This window comes from Wolbachia pipientis (assembly GCA_023052945.1).
In the GTDB taxonomy this organism is placed as follows: Bacteria; Pseudomonadota; Alphaproteobacteria; order Rickettsiales; family Anaplasmataceae; genus Wolbachia.
Genome location: CP095495.1, coordinates 182872 through 201911, shown reverse-complemented (window position 1 = coordinate 201911; position 19040 = coordinate 182872). Strand labels below are relative to the sequence as shown.

The following is a 19040-nucleotide window of genomic DNA, read 5'->3' as shown; positions in this document are numbered from 1 at the left end:
CGCATAAAATTATTTACTCTGGAAAAAACTTACGTTGCTATGCAACAAAGCCATCCCAGTGTCTGCTGCTTGCATAGCATTTATCTACCAAAACAATGGTCATGCAAGAGACTTTGCTTGGATGTGTGATATAATTTAAATTGTAAGGTCTAAAAAATACTAGCATGAATGAAGTGATAACATTTGGTTGTCGTCTAAATTTTTACGAGAGTGAGTTAATCAAAGAAGCATTAAAAAAAGCAGAAAGAAAAAATGTTGTTGTGGTGCATAGCTGTGCAGTGACAAACGAAGCAGAACGCCAAGTAAAGCAAAAAATACGTAAGATCTATAAAAACGACCCAAGTAAAGAAATTATCGTAGTTGGTTGTGCTGTTCAGTTGGATCCTGAATCATATAGTGATATTCCTGGTGTGAGTAAAGTGCTGGGTAATCAAGATAAGCTAAAAGCTGAAAATTACTTATTAAATGACGATAAAATCTTAGTCAGTGATAACCAAGTAGAACCTGTTCTCATTAATGGATTTGAAGATAAATCAAGGGCATTTATTGAAATTCAAAATGGTTGTAATCATAGCTGCACATTTTGCTCAATTACTGAGGCAAGAGGGAATAATCAATCTGTGCCAATAAACAGTATTATAGAGCAAATTAGGATCTTTGTAGAAAATGGATATCAAGAAGTAGTGTTTACAGGTGTTGATATTACTGACTTTGGTACAGATTTGTTTGCTAAGCCGTCACTTGGTTCAATGATTAGGAGAGTTTTAAAAGATATACCAGAGTTGAAGAGGCTAAGACTTTCCTCTATCGATGTTGCTGAAGTTGACGACGAATTGATGGATTTAATAGCTAATGAGTCAAGACTTATGCCTCATTTACATTTGAGTCTACAATCTGGTAACAATTTAATACTAAAGAGAATGAAGCGTCGTCACAACAGGGAACAAGTGATAGAATTTTGTCATAAAATGAAGAGTTTGAGGCCTAATATAGCATTTGGCGCTGATATTATTGCTGGATTTCCAACAGAAACTGACGAAATGTTTCAGGATACAGTTGATTTACTGAAAAAAACAAATATAGTTTACCTGCATGCTTTTCCATATTCAGAGCGGAAGAATACACCTGCTGCACGAATGCCACAAGTACCAGAGAATGTGCGTAAAGAACGAGTAAAAAATTTAAGAGAAATGAATAAAGAAATGATGAGTAGCTTTTATCAGTCTTTGATAGGCACTGAACAAAGTGTTCTGGTTGAGCAAAATAATGTCGGTAGAACAGAAAATTTTGCATTAGTAAAGCTTGAATCAAAAGCTCAAGCCAAGAGTATTGTGAAAGTTAATGTTAAAGGAGTGGAAAATAATTATTTAATTGGAAATATTCTTTCTTAATTTTTGTACATTGAAGAAATATACGATATAGTAATTATACTGTAAATGATAATTGTGAATTCATTTATGATAACTAGAATATCTATTACTTTATTTTTGATTTTCATTTCATGTGTCTATTTTTTTATTACTTATATTAGTAATGATACACACATTGAGCAAGTACAACCCTTAAAATTAGAAACAGACAATAATAAAAGTATGATACGTTCTGAGGAGGTTACTGCAAAAGAGATACCAATAAAATATCAAGAACTTGAAAGTAGTCCACCTTCTGTTTTCCAAGCAGATGATCAGAAAAATATGTGGCCACGCATTCCAGATCAAGCTGAGCCTACAAAAGAAAAATCAAAAAAACTTGGTTTCTATTTTAATGCTAACGGCGGTAAGATATATAATGATAATTCAAAAACATTTATAAAGGGCATTAAAGAAATAGGGCAATGGTTTATTGATTTAATTAATACAGCTGATCCTGATCTTTCTTGGGAATACAAATTAGGATTAATACTTGTCAAAGCGGGATTAGTAGATAAAATTGAGAATATACTGAAGTTTAAGGGTGAAATTGATTTTCAGTGGCTTGGAAGTGTGTCTTTAGGTTACTATGCTGGGAAAAATGGCCGAGTTGATTTTGAAGCCATGTATTCTATAGCCAATATTGAAGATAGTAATTCTCCTCCGATATTTGATAAATCAGCAAGCGTGTTTGCATTTTTATTAAACCTTTATTATAACCCCAACATTCAAAATACGCAATTTGCTCCGTACATTGGTCTTGGTATAGGACCAACAGTTTTTAGATTAAAAAAGATTAATGGGTCACCCCAAAATTCAATGCCACTGAATGTTCCTTGGTTTGCTTATCAAATAAAGCTTGGTATTAACTATTCAATAATCCCAGAAGTAAAAACCTTTCTCGGCTATCGTTACTTTAGCGTTCCGATGCCTGTTGCAGATGACATATCCACTCATAATATTGAAGTTGGTTTGATATTTAATTTTTAGTAGTGATTTAATATATATATAAATTCTTATCTTTTCTATCTAACAAACCAAATGTTGGTACGATTGTTGCTTTTAAAAAAATGACAGTTTCTACTGTTCTAATGTTATTCGCTAGCCTTTTTGACTTCTGATGTAATGTAGCTTTAAAGCTTTGCTTATCTTCTCTATGTTCTATAAGCCCTCCGATTACCATAATTTCACCGCTCTTAATTTTTAACATAGAGTTCATTTCTCTGATTTCAACAATTGGAATGTCGCTATTTAATTTCATTTTACTCTGCTGTGCGATGTACTCTATATCTGGATCTTTAATGTAGCCGTTAATTCTTGATAAAGTTGGATGTATATCCATGAATATTTCACTAGTATCAATATTAATGCTTGGGTGGATTATTAGCACAACACCTATTGGAACACTATTCATCTTGGTAATTAAGGTCTGATTAGAGTTTCTAGTATCTTTTTGTATACCGGAAGTAAAATAAATATGGTTTTTGGTAAATGAAATCATCGCTTGCTGATTATTTATAGCATGTACTCTAGGGCTTGAAATTACAGTTGAAGCGCCAAATTTGTCTAAATTTTTTACTAAATCTCCTAGATCATTCGCACCAAAGTTCATTGCTAGGTTAATAATGGAGTTATCTTGATTTATTATAGACTTAGTTCCATCGTGTAAGTCATTTAAGTTCATACCAGAAAGGTATTTGTCATCTAGCACAACTTCAACTATTTTTGCCTCTATCATTACTTGAGAAGACGCTAATTTCTTAACCTTATTAATATATTCTTCAACAGCTTTATGGATATCTTTTCTAGCATTCAAAATAATAACACCAGCTTCTCTGTTGGATGAAAGGAATTCGCCATCATCCACCCCGTTAACATCCATTATTGCATTCAAGCCTTTTTCTAATGAATTCCATAAGTCACTACTGTATTGAGACTTCATAACATTGTTATAGTCCCTATCAGCATCACTGTTAGTAATATTGTTACTAATGGCGAAACTGCTTTGAGCAGAATGTTGAATATTAATGAAGTCTGCGTAATAATTTTGCGCGTATGGCAAGTCCTGCTCAATTCTAATTACACCATTGCTTGTTGAGTAACGCAATTTGGCGCTATTTGCTATACTCTGAATTACTTTATTTATATTCTTATCTTTTAGCTTTAAAATAATATTACCTGATATTTTTGGGTCTATATCCAAGTTAACGTCAGAAAGTTTTCCTATCTCAATCAGCAAATCTTTTACTGATACTTCTTCACTAACATTAATAGAAATAAGCTGATTACTGATTGTGAGATCGGGAAACTCTATTGGTAAAGGCATAATTTCTGGTATTGCCGGTTCATTAATCTCCAAAGAGGTGTTGTATTGCTGCAACGAATAATCGTGCTCACCTATATCATTATGATCTTCGTTGCCTATATTAGTGAGATGTTGCTTAGTAGGCAGGTGTGTGCAAGAAATAATGAAGAGGAGTATTAAGCATTTAAAAATAGCCATTAGAACAGCATATAGATCTATACTAATAGATTTCTATAAAAATATTAAAAATGTATTTAATTTCGTTTTCATCCAACAGATAATTGTCATATATTAGCTTTGGCTATGTATTTTTTGTATACTCTTTTTGTACTTAAATGTAGACCAGCATAGCCCTAATTTTTTTATATGTTTTACTTCTTTCTCTGTATTTAATAATAGGCTTAAAAATAAATGGTAAGCCTATAATTGTTAAGCTTAGAGCTAGGGTTGAAAGTATACAACAGGCTTTGTGTTTACTATGTAGCTCTTTTAAGTAAAGCATCAAAAATCTACAAAATTTTTTGTAATTTTCGTCGATGTTTTTTTTGCTATGAGCCTTGCTAATGAACATATCTATTGCGGTATGACCATTATTACACTTAATGTTAAGGTCTGCACCTTTTTCTGTTAACAGCTGAGCTATATCAAAATAATCCTTTTGAACAGCAAGATGTAGAGGTGCAAAACCTTGTTGCTCACAAATGTTCATATTGGCTCTAACTTCCAATAACATTTTCACAATTTTTGTATGGCCTTTTTTAACTGCCAGCAGCAAGGGAGTTCTGTTACATTTAGTAACAGCATTAATGTTTACCTTAAGCTTCAATAAGAGCTTAACTGTTTTAGTGTTACCATTATGGCTAGCTTTATGCAGCCTGGCGTTGCCATTAAAATCTTGATCATTTGCATCTATTCCTTTTGATACAAGAAATGTTACCATTTTTCTATTATTATGCTCAATAGCGCAATCTAATGCATCAAAACCATGGTTGTTTTTTGTGCAAAAAAACTCTTTAAGTTTAATTTCATCGTTACTTGCTTGCTGTCTTTTTGCAATAAGTTTAACTATTTGCATTTTGTTGTTATACGCTGCTAGGAAAAGCGTAGTGTTATTTTCTGCATCTTTGGCTTCTATATTTGCACCTTTCTTTATCAGATATTCTATAATTTCTGCTCTGCTGTCATAATGTGCAGTGCATTGATAGATAGTTAAAAACAAAGGAGTGCGAAAATTGTTATCTTCACATTCGAGATTTGCTCCGCTATCAATTAAAATTTGGACGCTTTTTTTAGAACCGTATAGTGAAGCTATATGAAGAGGAGTATAGCCCTCTTTAGCGTCTTTTTCATTAATTTTTGCGCCTTTTGTTATCAAAAAATCTATTAATTCAGTGTCATCTTGTAGTGCAGCAAGGTGCAGTGGAGTAAACTCGTTTTTATCCTTGGAATTGATTGTCAGTTGATTAACAAAAAGTTTAGCAATTTTCTTGTGTCCATGCATAATGGCGTAATGCAGTGGGTTTCTATTTTCGTTGTCTACGACATTAAAATCAGCTTCGTGCTCTAGCAATGATTTTACTCCAACTAAATCACCTTCTTTTGTGAACTTATGCAAGAGAGTGGTTCCACTTGCATCTTTTGAGTTAATATCAAATCCATTTTCTACTAATTGGTTTATATCTTCCTCACGCGCCATATCACTTAAGTCTCTAATTGAACCCTTTTTGCGTTAATAATACTCCTACTTGATTAAGTTTGAGTGAATCTGTGAGAAATGGCTAGGATACCTTGCATAACAAACTTTTGGCAGCGCGTTGGATGAAACAAAAAAACCACTTGACAAACTCCGCCAGCCCCCTTATCATGAAACTGAAGGTATTCAGTTATCTTCATCTGTGCAGATTAAACAGCAAGAAAACAACGTAGTTGGCGTCTTATTTTTAATTTTTTGCACTACGTGCACCTTATGTCTTCACAATATTTCTAGCTATATAAGCTGAAACGCGCTTATAAGTTGTTTAAGACAGTATAGTACGCCAATTTGCAGGATTAGAGTGACAACTAGCTAACACGGGGTTTCTTTTGTCTTTATTTTCTGCTTAGTAAATTTCTTAGCATTTAGCTAAGGGTCTGTTGCAGTTTAAAAGTCGCTAAATTGCAGCGTTTAAGACTTAAAAAACGCCAAATACTGAAAATAGACAATGACCAGGGCTTCTTTTGCCTTTTTTTCGTTTGGTAAATTTCTTAAATATTTGTAGCTAAAAGAGCCCAAGAGAGGTCAGTGCCCCTGTGATGTCATTCCAGTCTGGAATCCAGTTCTTATTGCCTGGTGTAAAGTTAAGTTTCCTGGATCCCAGTGTCAGCTGCTCGGATGATACCCTACTTAACCGTCATACTGCCGCGGTATCTCTAGATCCCGCTAACAAGCAGCGGGATGACGATTGTCAGGGTGTCATCCCAGTGCGTGACACTGGACTCTTGTTTCAATGTTAAACAAAATACCATAGAATTCAAGAAGACAATTCCTAGAAAATTTCTACATCCAAAAAAAGGCAAGTCATGCTAATGCTGTTTGAATAAACTAATGTAAGAGATAAGCTGGATGCAAGCATCGAACAGACGAAATCTGTCAAATCAGAAAGAAACACACAAATTTAAGTTTTTAGTAGTTTTCAAGTATAGTTGTACAGGGAGCGCCTTTGCAGTTATGACCGACATTTTCAATGGTGCCTAAGTGCCCGTATGCAAGCATGGTTTTGGAAGGAACGGTCAAATCATTGATGGAGTCATTTAGACTACCTCGGTTAGGAGATTGTACTATCAACCGTTCCAAGCTGAAGCGTTTCCCTATTACAAATTATATGTAGGGGTTACCATGAAAAAAGCAAAAAGTAAATTAGAAATAGTGAATCCTAATGCAGCAGGAATAGACATTGGTTCAGCTGTACACTATGTGTGTGTACCTGAAGGAAGAACGCGTTCAGAAATTTGGCTGCTTTACTGAAGACCTTCATAACTTAGCACAGTGGTTGAAAAAGTGTAAAGTTACAACAGTAGCTATGGAATCAACAGGAGTATATTGGATTCCTTTATTTCAAATACTTGAGTCATACAAATTCGAGGTAAAATGCACGGCATGTAAAGAATGTACCTGGTAGGAAGTCTGACGTTCAAGATTGCCAATGGCTCCAACAACTGCATAGCTACGGACTGCTTCATGGATCGTTTAGGCCAGATAATCAGATGTGTGTATTGCGCAGTTACGTGCGGCAACGCAAAAATCTCACTGAAAGTGCATCTACACATATTCTGCGTATGCAGAAGGCATTAATTCAAATGAATATACAATTACACAAGGTTATTAGTCATATTACTGGGATAACTGGTATGAAAATCATTGAAACTATAATTGAAGGCGAAAGAGATTCTGAAAAATTGGCAGAATTCAGGGACGTGCGAATGAAAAATGATCAGTCTACTATTGCAAAAGCGTTAGCTGGTGACTATAGAGAGGAACACTTATTCACGCTAAAGCAAGAATTTGAACTATATAATATTTATCAAGAAAAAATAGCAGAATGTGATAGAAATATTGAAGCCTATTATAAAACGTTTGAAACAAAGTCTTGTGAAAGCAAACAGCTAAGTAAGCAAAAGAATAAAAATAGCAAAAGTAAGCCAAGCTTTGCTTTGTATGAGGAACTGCACCGAATAACTGGTATGGATTTCACTAAAATTCCTGGATTTGATGTATTAAGTATACAAACCATAATTTCAGAAGTTGGTATAAACCATAGTAAATGGCCAACAGAAAAGCACTTTTCATCGTGGTTGGGACTCAGTCCTGCTAATAAAGTTACAGGGGAAAAAGTGTTTAACACAAGAACACGTAAAGTCATTAACCGTGCTGCAAATGCTTTGCGAATAGCTGCTCATTCTGTAGGAAATAGTAAAAGTGCGTTGGGTGCATACTACAGAAGATTGAGAAAACGACTAGGAGCACCAAAAGCAATAACAGCTACTGCAAGAAAAATGGCATGCATATTTTATAGTATGCTCAAATACGGACAGGAATATGTAGAAAAAGGAATGGAATACTATGAAACACGCTATAAAGATAGAACTGTAAAAAATTTGATCAAAAAAGCGAGCGAATTTGGCTACATATTAGTTCAACAAGAAGAGTTAGTTGAGTGAGTTTCTTAGGAGATTATACCTTGAAAAAATTAAGTTTTAGTGCTATTAAATAGTTGTAAATTTTGTCTCTGTGGTAGCTTTATGAATGTTAAAAGTAAGAAAATACATGATACTAAAATAAAATTACCAATATTTCTTGATTATCAATCTACTACTAAAGTGGATCCCCGTGTTTTGGAGGTAATGATACCTTATTTTGGTGAATTCAGTAATGCACACTCTCGCAGCCATTCATTTGGTTGGACTGCTGAAGAAGCAGTGGAAAAAGCAAGGAAACACATCGCTGATCTGGTGAACGCAGATAGCAAAGAAATTATCTTTACCTCAGGTGCAACTGAGTCAAATAATACAGCAATCAAGGGCGTTGCTCACTTTTACAAAAATAAAGGAAATCATATAATAACTGTCTGCACGGAGCATAAGTGTGTTCTGGATTCTTGTCGGCATCTGGAAAATGAAGGCTTTAAAGTTACATGTTTGCCTGTTAAGCAAAACGGAATTATAGATTTATTAAAGCTTGAGGAAGCAATTACTGATAAAACAATCCTGGTTTCAGTGATGATGGTAAATAATGAAATCGGAGTAATTCAGCCTGTAAAGGAGATTGGTAAAATATGCAGAAAGCATAATATATTTTTCCATACAGATGCAGCTCAAAGTTTTGGAAAAGTTTCAATTGATGTTAATGAGATGTGCATCGATCTTATGAGTCTCTCTAGCCACAAAATTTATGGACCTATGGGAATGGGCGCATTATATGTCCGTAGAAAGAATCCTCGTGTTAGGCTGATACCATTGATTAGTGGTGGTGGACAAGAAAGAGGTATGCGTTCTGGAACAATTCCAACACCTCTTGCAGTTGGTTTTGGTGAAGCGGCACGTATTGCTAAAGAAGAAATGGGAACAGAAGCAAGCAAATTGGAAGGACTGAGAGATATTTTGTACAATAAGATAAAAGAAGCATTTCCTGATATCGTTTTAAATGGTGATTATGAAAATAGAGTTCCTGGCAACCTAAACTTGAGCTTTCCCTATGTTGAGGGTGAGTCTCTCATCATGGCAATCAAGGATTTAGCAGTAAGTTCTGGTTCTGCGTGCACGTCTGCGTCTCTTGAGCCTTCCTATGTCATACGGTCGCTAAATAATGGCCATGACCTTGAGCATTCATCAATTAGATTTGGCCTAGGCCGATTTACAACTAAAGAAGAAGTTTTGTACGCAGCAGATCTTGTTGCTAAAAATATTGGCCGACTGAGAGAAATGAGCCCACTTTGGGAGATGGTACAAGAAGGAGTAGATTTGAACACCGTGAAATGGGACTTTCATTAAATATATCCATTCAGCGAGTCCAACTGCAAATGCACTTTGAAATTACTCTGTAACCATTCACACTTAATTCTGCAATTCTTTGATCTCACTCATAGCTGTACGAACATTCGTTTTTGAAGGTAAATTGCACAGCAAATGGTGTCATCCCAGTCTGGGATCCAGAAATTTTGCTTATAACTGAGCTGATGAGCTAAAGGTAGTTGTCTTACGCTAAAACAAACGTTTTTAATTAAGTTGCATAGAAGCTGGATCCCAGTGTCTGGGCACTGGGATGACACCCTCCTGATGGGCCAAAATCACAACGTTCGTACAGTTGTGGATACCGTGACGGTATGACGGTTCGCGGCGGTATAATGACTCGTCATCCCGCTTTGTTAGCGCCGCGGCGGTATGACGGTTAAGTACGTGTTAGCGGCTAATAGATACCGCGGCGGCATGACGTAGAGCTCGCATTAGCTATAAGATTAGCTAACATTCTGCACATCCATAAAAAACAAACCTTCTTTTTCGTCTTGAACGCTAATAATAGCGTGAGTGTTAAGAGGTAAAGGGTCATTTGTATGTCCATGGCCTACCCCTTTCATTGTAAATACAGGAAAGTTAACACTTTTTGCAAACCTTTCTTTTACAACTTCAACAAGATTATCATTATAACAGTTAACGAAATCCCCAAAGATTACTGCATGCACTCCATCAAAAATGTGAGCTTGTTTTAGGTGATCTAAACTGCGCTCTATTGCGTATGGGTAAACTCTTATGTCCTCTAAAAATAGAATTTTACCTTTTGCATTTATTTGCCAAGTAGTTCCTATACTATTTTCAACTAAAGTCATATTACCACCGATGACTTTAGACTCTAATTTGCCATCTTTTAGTCTAATGCCATTGTTTATCATCTTTAGGTTATCAAATCTGATAGAATCCCGCTTGTTAAGAATTAACTCTTTCAATTTTTCAACAGAGCTTTTAGAAACGGAGCTATTTACTATCATTTCCAACATGGTGCCGTGAAGAGTTTGCCAATCATATTTAGCTTGTAGATAGATGTGCAAGGCAGTTATATCGCTATAGCCTATGAGGATTTTTTTGTTTTGAGCAATCCTTTCTTTTTTATCATTGGGTAACTTTTCTAGATAGGGAATTAACCGAGAAGCCCCTTCTCCTCCTCTGATACACCAAATTATTTTACTATCATTAGTTAGTGCACTAACCAGATCATTTGCTCTGAATTCATCAGAGTTGGAATAAAATGGATTGTCATTACTATATATTTTTTCTGAAATATGGGGATTAAAATCCGAAGCTTCTACATATTCTTTTATAGTAGTCAGATCTGATTCTTTTCCCTTGGAAGAAGGAGCAATAATATCAACTTGGTCGATTGCATGAATACCTGTGTTAGCACATAAAGTGAAAATAAAATATAAAAGGTAAATGATCATTAGAATATCTTATAAAACTCTTTCTTTAGTATATCATCGAGTTCAGAAAGTAGAACTTTAACTCTTAATTCTTCCATTGATGTAACGCCATAACCTTGCAGTCCACAAGGAATAATACCCTTATAGTGAGAGAGGTCTGGAAAGACGTTAAGCGCTATGCCATGATAAGTTACCCATTTTCTTAAGCGAATACCAAAAGCTGCAATTTTTTTTTCTACTCCATTGTTATTCACCCAAACACCTATTCTATCCTCTTTAAATTCTCCAAGTATATTAAATTGCTTTAAAACATTTATTATCCATTTACTTAGGTCTCTAATATATAGCTTTATGTCGCATTTATTTCTTTTTTTAAGGTTTAACATTAAATATATAACACGTTGTCCTGGCCCATGATATGTGTATTTGCCACCCCTGCCTGTTTTATATATAGGAAATAGTTTTTTAACAATATCATCATCTGTTGCACTGATTCCTGCAGTATAAAGTGGAGGGTGCTGGAGTAGCCATACCAATTCGTCTGCTGAATTATTGTAAATCTGTTGAATTTTTTCTTCCATAGATTTTACGGCACAGTTATAATCAATAAGCTGATTAGATATTAGCCATTCTGTCATGTTCAATTTCTTTTCTTTTTAGTATAGCAGTGCATTCTTTTCCTGTCATCCAAGTGCCCTCTTCTTGTCATTCCAGTGCCCCCTATGATGTCATCCCAGTGCGTGACACTGGGATCTATGTCTTAGTTTAACTACAGAATCTAAAACACTTTTAACTTTTAAACATCTTTCATGAGGCACATATGAATTTCAATATTTTTCAAAAGACCTGCTGCGAATCAAGCGATAAAAAAAAGGAAAGGAGGGTGACTAAAATCAAGGTTAACTAAAAGACGTGCTTAAGATTTACAATACCAGCAATAATATTGAACCTCAGGTTATATTTTTTCTGAAAATTGCGATAAACATTCGACATAATCTTAAATATCTTTATCTCTCGGATCTTGTTTTCTACTCTCATTCTAAATGATGCTAATCTTCTATTATGCTCTGGAGTTAATGGCTTTTTACGATACTTTTTATATGGAATTATAACATTGCTTTGCAATTTTTGCCAACCTTGATATCCAGAATCGGCATGTTTTATGCTATCAAGTGGTAAATATTTTTCTTGTTTCCTTATGCGGAAATCACTAATTCTACCACGGTATGACTTTGACACTGATAAAATTCTTCCTCCTTCTTCGATAATAATCTCAGTTTTCATAGTGTTGGTTCTTTTTTTCCTGAATATGATTTCTTCCGTTTTTTACTATCTTCTGGTCTCTGTATTTGCTGTTCTGTAACATCAGCCAAAATCTTCAGTATTTTTTCTGGCGTCATACTTCTATCTTTTGTTATAGTCACTTTTTTGGCGAGTAATGGCTCTATTCTCTTAAGTAACCTACATACATTTGCGTTGTGTACATTGAATAGGCATCCTAAAAATCTATGTGTTATGTAAGTGCGATAGTACAAAATTACGCAAAACAACTTATCTTCCAGAGTTGGTAGTTTTGATCTTCTACCATGACACTTTTTCTGTTTTTCCCATCCAGACCTCACTTTTTCCACTACTTTTTCGAACTCCTCTATAGTTAAACCTGTTATATTACGAAAGTTTCTTGGGTGTTTTTTCATATTATAGTAACTAAAGCTCATTTTTTTTCCTTACTTGATCTGCTTATTCTTCTTCTACCTCTCTCACATCATTTTTTCAATCACCTTTTTCAGCAGGTCTAAAGAAAAAAAAGTGCAGTATTTACTAAATATTCTGCTTTGCAGCTAATGATGGAACCAAGTTGGAGTAAGCGTGATTATGTAAGTTTTGCTGAGGAAGGTTACATAAAAAATGTTATTGCCTTTCGAGCAATCAATATGATTGCAAGTGCTGCATCTTCGGTACCTTTTACTCTCTGCCGGCTTACTGATCAGGGAAAATCACAATTAAAAGTTCATCCATTACTGAAATTACTTTATTCTCCTAATCCAATGACATCAAAATCGGAATTTATTGAGGGGATTGTAACTTATCGGTTAGTTAACGGCAATTCTTATATATTGATGGTTGAGTCGCAGAACAATAGAAAACCACCAACAGAGCTTTATCTTCTGCGCCCTGATAGGGTTGAAATTGTTCCAGGGAGAAATAACGTTCCTTATATCTATCGTTATACCATAAATAACAACGGTTATGACTTTAAAGTTGATAAACTAACCGGACGTTCAGCAGTGTTGCACTTAAAGACCTTTAACCCTTTGAATGATTGGTATGGGTTATCACCAATTGAAGCAGCCGCGTACAGTATAGATCAACATAATCAGGCGGGTGCTTGGAATCAAGCTATGCTACAAAATGGAGCAAGACCAAGTGGTGCAATAGTTATGAAATCAGCGAAGGACGGGAGTGGTGGAAGTTTAAGTCAAGAGCAGTACCAACGCTTAAAAGCGCAGATAAATGATCATTATTCAGGTCCTGTTAATGCTGGAAGACCGATATTACTTGAAGGAGGCTTGGAGTGGAAGGAGATGAGCCTATTGCCAAGAGATATGGATTTCATTGAGTCCAAACACAGTTCAGCTCGTGATATTGCGCTAGCTTTTGGCGTTCCACCGCAATTGCTTGGCATACCGGGTGATAACACTTATAGCAATTTAGTCGAAGCACGCTTATCCCTCTGGGAGCAGACGGTTTTACCGATGCTAGAAAATATTATCTGTCACCTGAATTCTTGGCTGACACCAAGATTTGGTGAAGATCTGTGCTTGTCATACGACAAAGACGCAATAGAGATTCTCATGGAAAAGAGACAAAAGTTGTGGAAATACGTAGAAAATGCAAGCTTTATGACACTCAATGAAAAAAGAGAAGCATTTGGCTTGCCACCACTGCCAGGTGGTGATGAGTTAGGTTAAGTTTGTATCCGTTCAGATGAGTTCATTGTCTCCTAAACCGTACACCTAAGTAAATTAACTATTCCTCTTGCCAACCAGAGCGATGAAGATTTGGTCTACATCAAAACTCACCTTAGGACGCCAAATAGGGCCATCCAAGTGCATATCGATATAGATTGGATTACTATAGTTTGGTGGTATGAAAAAGAACCTGAATATAGAAGCTAAAGCGAAGTTAGATAAGGTTAAATTAGAAGAGATCGACCCTGATGCTTGATCAATCCCGAATTGTAAACTAGTTGAACATATACCACTCTTAATACTTGCTTTTCCGCTGATATTTTCAAAAAATGTACTGCCATTATATATATCAACATAAGCAAATGTGGAAATTTCAGACTTATTCTTACTGCTTAACAAATTAGTGATAAATGAATTGAAATCTGCATTAGTAACTTCTATTCCCTGCGCTTGTAGGTTTACATCTCCTGATAAGTTACTAGCCCAATCATGAAAACTTTTTCCTTGAGTTTTGATTTCACCATTTAAGCTTACCTGACCATTTACATTGTCAATTCCTATAACCTTACCAATCTTTTTAGTGTCCAAATTTACAATAGAAAATCTTGTATTCATTGAGTCTGATCTTAAATAACCCTGAAAAGACACTTGCCCGTGTTCTAATACGTAACTTGCCTGCTTGATAGTGATAACGTTGTTTCTCATTGCCGCATCCAAATTAAAATCTTTCAAAACATTCTGCTCGGTTTTAAATTCTGCAGTATTGATTTGCACATTTGCATCAAAGCCTTCTTTATCATCCAAGAAATTAAGCTGCTTTGTTGACCATTGAATTTGATCTATCTCATTTCTTGAATTTCTTTTTACCTCTACTAAATTTGGTAATTTAAAGATATTTCCATTAAATTTATTGCCCGTAAGGTTCACATCTAATAAAGGTTTGGCGTATTTTTGATCTACTAATATTTTTGCATTACCGGTAATATCGAAATCTTCTCCAGATAGTTTTATTTTATCTGCAACTAGCTTACCTTTTTCCATTTTTAGCAAAAAATCCAAATTTTTAATTTTCGTATCATTCAATGTAAGGTTATTAACACTGGCCTTTATATTTGCATCATACTGAAAATTTTTCAGCCGTTGCATTTTAGATAAACTGCTAAATAATGAAGGATCATATTTATCTGCATCAAGATTATGCATGCTAAATTTACCATCAATCACACTGCGTTTTTTTGTGTGGCTTACTCTAATTGACCCTTGCAAGGATTCCTTATTATTTAGCAATCTAATGTCTGAGATAGATAATATTCTTGGTGCAAGGTGCAGTTTAGAACTTAGTGTAAATTGATTTTTCTGTTTTTCTTTCATCTTTATAGAAGGAAAAAAACATGAAATGAATGACTCAAAATCATTTCCTTCTACTAACAAATCACCGTTAAATTCAGATAGGGCATTATTATTTGAAATCTCTCCTGATAAGTAAGATATATTATTGATTCCAGGAAATTTAAGAAGCGTATTAACTTTTACTTTGCCATCAGTGGATTTTAGTACAGCACGGAAATTGTCCAATATTTTGTTTTGATATTGAATATTAGAAGCTTCCATATTAAAATTTAAGCTCAAGTTCTTTGGCACAACTGCTCTAAAGCATTCCAGAAGGTCTTTCATATTCGTTGTTCTTTGTAAATCGTCTTGTATGGAATCTAAGTCAACTTTGCTGAAGCTAATATTGAGATTAGTGTGATCGCCTTTTCTATCATTTTGTATTGTACCACTGGCTTGCATGCTTTTGGAATCAATTTTCAAGTCAGTTACCGTAAACTCATTTTCATCGAGGTTAATATTAGATGATATCTCAATATTTTCACTAGGAATAACACAAGAGAGAAAGCTAGGATTAATAATTTTTGCTAAATCACTTACAGAATTGGAACTGTTATTAATTGTTAATGTTAAATTACCCTGGAGTTCTTCTTGATTTCTATTACCTGTAAATAGCAAATTTACAAAATTTGATTCAACACTAATGTATACATTCTTTTTTGTGATATTAACCTTTCCTGAAAAATCGTAATTATTATCACCTACCTTTACTTCACCAAAAAACTGCTTATTTTTTTTTACAGCAACTTCCTTTATGTTAATAATATCAGCGTTAAAACTTACTTGGCTGTCTTTTATTACTGTATCAACTATGTTACCACTGGCTTTTGTATTTATAATATTAATTAAATTTTCTTTATTGCTTTTCATGCCAAACAATGTGATTGACTTTGGTTGCAACGAGAATAAAAGCAACGATAGGAACGATGGCCTTATTTCAATTTTTCTTACACTAATTAAATCTGATAGCTTTTGCTCTTTATTTTCGTTGTATTGTATATATACATTATGAATAGTGAGCTTTGGAGTAATGAGTGAAACTTCAACTTTCCCTCCAATATGCACTTTAGCATCATATGTCCTCTCCAACTCTTTTATGATATATTTCCTGTAGCCACTCCAATCCTTAAAAGTTGCAGCAACGTGCATGAGAATGAGTAGCAGCGAGATTGATAATATGGCGTATATTGAGAGCTTCATAATATGCCTCTTAATTGCAATGGAGTTACTCTATTTCCTACCTTTGTCATTTCAATGTCTATCTTTGTCATCCCAGCAGCCACTCCTGTCATCCCAGTGCTTGGCACTGGGATCCAGAAAATTTATTAAGTTGATTAGCAAAAAAGTAGCTAGTCTTATGTTAAAACACAACATTTTTGATGAGGTTGCATGAGAAGCTGGATCTAAGTAGTCAAGCACTGGCTTCCCGGTGGAAATTGCTTTCAAATCACAACACTCATGCAGTTGTATGTGTGACACTAAAATCCAGTGTGACTTAAACAAGGTTTTCCAGATCATACAATCAACAAAATTTCTGGATCCCAGTGTCAAGCACTGGGATGACACCATTTGTTTTACTTTCAGATTACATTTATACATGTTTTAAATTCCCTATAAATGTTAGGTAAAGAATACCAAAATAAACAATAACACTCAAAGCTATTAAAGTCGTTAAATAAACAATACGAGCCAACATTTTATCAAAAAATAATCCTGCCAACAAAGAATTAAAAATATAAAGGGCTATTGACATGACTACCGTTGCTACAAAAATTTTCATGATATTTAACAATAACGCTTGGCTAACCTTATACATTTTATTTATTGTTAAATAACTAATTAATAGAAAGGAGTTTATCCAAGTGGAAACAGAAGTAGCAATAGCAATTCCCGTATGCTGATATTTGTTCATTAACAAAAGGTTTAGCACTACATTAATTCCAAGGCACATTAGTGAAAACATAGTTGGTATTTTCAGATTGCCTTTAGCAAAAAATGTGGGTAGCAATACTTTATTTATAATAAATGCAGGTAAAGAAAGAGAAAATGCTATTAACGTGGGAGCAGTTTGCTGCACTGCATAATGATCAAACTTACCGTAAGAAAAAAGCGTAAGTAAAATTATGTCGGGAATAATGATAAAGGCAGCAGTTGTTGGCATAATTAACATTAATCCTATGTTGAGAGCCTTGCTTTGTATTTTGACTATATTTTCAGTATTATTCACCTGTTTTGAAATTAAAGGAAGAAGCACTGTACCGATTGCAGTACCGATTATTCCCTGCGGTAGTTGATTTAGTCTATCGGCATAATATATATAGGACACCGCATTTGGTATAAAACTCGCCATGATTGTATCAATCCATAAGCTTATTTGAGTTACACAATTGTTGATAGTTGCAGGTATTACACGCTTAAAAAACAACCTTACTTCATTGCTTAATTCAAGGCTAAAAGAAAAAGCTGCCTTTAACTTATATGCACTAAACAGTATCAGAAGTAACTGTAAAATCCCTCCGATCAGCACAGCTATAGAAAGGTTGTGCGCTGGAGTTTTTACGTAAGGCACAAATAAACTGATGATTAAACAGAGATTCAAAACGATTGGTGCAATAGCTGTTGAAGCAAAATGCTGCTTTACTTGCAGCATTCCACCAATAAGTGATGCAATTGAAACAAAGATTATGTAGGGCATCATAATTCTTGATAAAGTAACAGTAAGGGTAAACTTACTTTGGTCAAATCCAGGAGCAAAAATTTGAATCATATAAGGAGAGAAAGTTTGCATGATAAGGCAAAAAATTACTAAGATAATAAACGTAATGGATATTACACTACTTGCAAAATTAAATGCCTTCTTATTATCATGTGATTCTGCCGAGTATAACGGTATGAATGAGGTAGTGAATGCTCCTTCTGCAAAAAATGCGCGAAATAGATTGGCAAAGCGAAACGAAGAAAAAAATATGTCTGCAAGAGAGTTTGCGCCAATAACCGTAGCAATCAATACATCTCTTATTAACCCTGAGATCCTTGAAATAGCTGTAAAAAAACTAAATGTGAAAATACTTTTAAACATACCACTACTTCATTAGTGTCAATACAATTAACTATAATAGTAAAAGTATCAATGAAAATATTTATTGGCTAAACTTAAAACCCTCTGCAAAAGGAGAGTTAAATAATCAATTGACTATTTGCGCTCGTATGTTAGATATTTTATATCTTGGCGGGCGTAGCTCAGTTGGTAGAGCGTCAGTTTGTGGTACTGAATGTCGCCAGTTCAATCCTGGTCGCTCGCCCCACTAAAATTTTCTGCTTGACGGAGATATGAACAAATGGTAATATTATTATTTATTGATTAATTAGGGAGTTTGTATGAATGAAGAAGATTTAGAACTTTTAGGTGTATCATCAGTAATAGGAGCACTTACAGGTTTAGGATTAAGTTTCACAGCTTTGTCACCTTTGGTTATAGGTGGAATTGTTGCTGCCGTTCCTGCAGTATTATTCGCTGCATCTATGACATACGAATTCTCCAAACAAGATCTTTTCATGATGGCCGTTTTCGCTGCAAGCGCTGCTGCAATTGGAGTTGGCCTTGCTGCAGCCGCAACTGCTATTTTTCCTGGTGCAATGCTTGGAATGGGCTCTGCAGCTTTAACAGGTGCGGCAATAGGAGCAATAGCGCCAATTGCAGGGTTATCTGTAGCTGTTGAAGTGGGCAATTATGTTATATCACCTAGAAGTTGAGCACTTTTCTTCAAAAGGGAAGGGGTATGAGCCAGTTTAAGCTAATCAAGTAAGGTTTCTGCTTTCTGTTATTCTAGTGTGCAGCATATAGCTGCACGAACATTTGTTTGCAAAGGCAGTGTGTTAAGTGTTATAGCCGGTTTTGCCTCAAACACAAAGGCAGTGCCTGGACTCTTGCTTCAATGTTAAACAAAATACCATAGAATTCAAAATGCAAAAAAAATGTTCAACATTGTATCAGGATGGTGCTATATTGGGCCTTAAC

11 protein-coding genes, 1 tRNA gene and 2 pseudogenes are annotated in these 19040 nt (G+C 34.8%); 7 read left to right on the top strand and 7 right to left on the bottom strand.

Features of this window, described 5'->3' with window-relative positions; all coding sequences use genetic code 11:
• Nucleotides 1–164: 164 nt before the first annotated feature.
• Together mtaB and MWH06_00895 are read left to right on the top strand one after the other, a co-directional pair.
• Entirely contained in the window at nucleotides 165–1391 is a 1227-nt protein-coding gene (gene mtaB, locus MWH06_00900; protein ID UPA55255.1) for a tRNA (N(6)-L-threonylcarbamoyladenosine(37)-C(2))-methylthiotransferase MtaB, read from the top strand.
• A 66-nt stretch (nucleotides 1392–1457) separates the two neighbouring features.
• Nucleotides 1458–2399 carry a P44/Msp2 family outer membrane protein gene (locus tag MWH06_00895; GenBank protein ID UPA55254.1) on the top strand — a complete coding sequence of 314 codons (942 nt, stop codon included), beginning with the start codon at nucleotides 1458–1460 and terminating at the stop codon, nucleotides 2397–2399.
• A gap of 7 nt (nucleotides 2400–2406) precedes the next feature.
• Here the strand turns inward: MWH06_00895 and MWH06_00890 are convergent, their stop codons facing one another.
• Both MWH06_00890 and MWH06_00885 read right to left on the bottom strand, forming a co-directional pair.
• Complete coding sequence (locus MWH06_00890; GenBank protein ID UPA55253.1) at nucleotides 2407–3912, bottom strand: secretion system protein; 1506 nt, start codon at nucleotides 3910–3912, stop codon at nucleotides 2407–2409.
• Nucleotides 3913–4045: 133 nt separating this feature from the next.
• The gene (locus MWH06_00885; protein ID UPA55252.1) at nucleotides 4046–5410 is read right to left on the bottom strand and encodes an ankyrin repeat domain-containing protein; all 1365 of its coding nucleotides are present in this window, start codon (nucleotides 5408–5410) and stop codon (nucleotides 4046–4048) included.
• Between the two features lie 1179 nt (nucleotides 5411–6589).
• On the opposite strand from MWH06_00885, the pseudogene MWH06_00880 reads away from it, so the two are divergent.
• Nucleotides 6590–7911, top strand: a pseudogene (locus MWH06_00880) (IS110 family transposase).
• An 81-nt stretch (nucleotides 7912–7992) separates the two neighbouring features.
• Nucleotides 7993–9240, top strand: a complete 1248-nt coding sequence (locus MWH06_00875) for an IscS subfamily cysteine desulfurase (GenBank protein UPA55251.1) — start codon at nucleotides 7993–7995, stop codon at nucleotides 9238–9240.
• A 464-nt stretch (nucleotides 9241–9704) separates the two neighbouring features.
• Here MWH06_00875 and MWH06_00870 read toward each other — a convergent pair whose 3' ends face one another.
• The 3 genes and pseudogenes from MWH06_00870 to MWH06_00860 all read right to left on the bottom strand — a co-directional run bounded on the left by MWH06_00870 (nucleotide 9705) and on the right by MWH06_00860 (nucleotide 12379).
• Complete coding sequence (locus tag MWH06_00870) at nucleotides 9705–10682, bottom strand: LD-carboxypeptidase (protein ID UPA55250.1); 978 nt, start codon at nucleotides 10680–10682, stop codon at nucleotides 9705–9707.
• Nucleotides 10682–11299 (bottom strand): lipoyl(octanoyl) transferase LipB, encoded by a 618-nt coding sequence (gene lipB, locus MWH06_00865; protein ID UPA55249.1) that lies wholly within the window; start codon nucleotides 11297–11299, stop codon nucleotides 10682–10684. The genes MWH06_00870 and lipB overlap by 1 nt, the downstream gene beginning before the upstream one ends.
• A gap of 265 nt (nucleotides 11300–11564) precedes the next feature.
• Nucleotides 11565–12379 (bottom strand): annotated as a pseudogene (locus MWH06_00860) (transposase).
• Between the two features lie 117 nt (nucleotides 12380–12496).
• Here MWH06_00860 and MWH06_00855 point away from each other — a divergent pair.
• Entirely contained in the window at nucleotides 12497–13633 is a 1137-nt protein-coding gene (locus tag MWH06_00855) for a phage portal protein (protein UPA55248.1), read from the top strand.
• A gap of 54 nt (nucleotides 13634–13687) precedes the next feature.
• Here the strand turns inward: MWH06_00855 and MWH06_00850 are convergent, their stop codons facing one another.
• The gene (locus MWH06_00850; protein ID UPA55247.1) at nucleotides 13688–16222 is read right to left on the bottom strand and encodes an AsmA-like C-terminal region-containing protein; all 2535 of its coding nucleotides are present in this window, start codon (nucleotides 16220–16222) and stop codon (nucleotides 13688–13690) included.
• Nucleotides 16223–16613: 391 nt separating this feature from the next.
• Nucleotides 16614–18101 (bottom strand): murein biosynthesis integral membrane protein MurJ, encoded by a 1488-nt coding sequence (murJ, locus tag MWH06_00845; GenBank protein ID UPA55246.1) that lies wholly within the window; start codon nucleotides 18099–18101, stop codon nucleotides 16614–16616.
• A gap of 150 nt (nucleotides 18102–18251) precedes the next feature.
• Between murJ and MWH06_00840 the strand changes: the two genes are divergently transcribed.
• Together MWH06_00840 and MWH06_00835 are read left to right on the top strand one after the other, a co-directional pair.
• Nucleotides 18252–18327, top strand: a tRNA-His gene (locus MWH06_00840).
• A gap of 73 nt (nucleotides 18328–18400) precedes the next feature.
• Nucleotides 18401–18775 carry a hypothetical protein gene (locus MWH06_00835; GenBank protein ID UPA55245.1) on the top strand — a complete coding sequence of 125 codons (375 nt, stop codon included), beginning with the start codon at nucleotides 18401–18403 and terminating at the stop codon, nucleotides 18773–18775.
• Nucleotides 18776–19040: the final 265 nt, after the last annotated feature.

Bases quoted from the DNA above. Each gene is read 5' to 3' on its own strand.
- mtaB (UPA55255.1), top strand. From the start codon at position 165: ATGAATGAAGTGATAACATTTGGTTGTCGTCTAAATTTTTACGAGAGT.
- MWH06_00895 (UPA55254.1), top strand. From the start codon at position 1,458: ATGATAACTAGAATATCTATTACTTTATTTTTGATTTTCATTTCATGT.
- MWH06_00890 (UPA55253.1), bottom strand. From the start codon at position 3,912: ATGGCTATTTTTAAATGCTTAATACTCCTCTTCATTATTTCTTGCACA.
- MWH06_00885 (UPA55252.1), bottom strand. From the start codon at position 5,410: ATGGCGCGTGAGGAAGATATAAACCAATTAGTAGAAAATGGATTTGAT.
- MWH06_00875 (UPA55251.1), top strand. From the start codon at position 7,993: ATGAATGTTAAAAGTAAGAAAATACATGATACTAAAATAAAATTACCA.
- MWH06_00870 (UPA55250.1), bottom strand. From the start codon at position 10,682: ATGATCATTTACCTTTTATATTTTATTTTCACTTTATGTGCTAACACA.
- lipB (UPA55249.1), bottom strand. From the start codon at position 11,299: ATGACAGAATGGCTAATATCTAATCAGCTTATTGATTATAACTGTGCC.
- MWH06_00850 (UPA55247.1), bottom strand. From the start codon at position 16,222: ATGAAGCTCTCAATATACGCCATATTATCAATCTCGCTGCTACTCATT.
- murJ (UPA55246.1), bottom strand. From the start codon at position 18,101: ATGTTTAAAAGTATTTTCACATTTAGTTTTTTTACAGCTATTTCAAGG.
- MWH06_00835 (UPA55245.1), top strand. From the start codon at position 18,401: ATGAATGAAGAAGATTTAGAACTTTTAGGTGTATCATCAGTAATAGGA.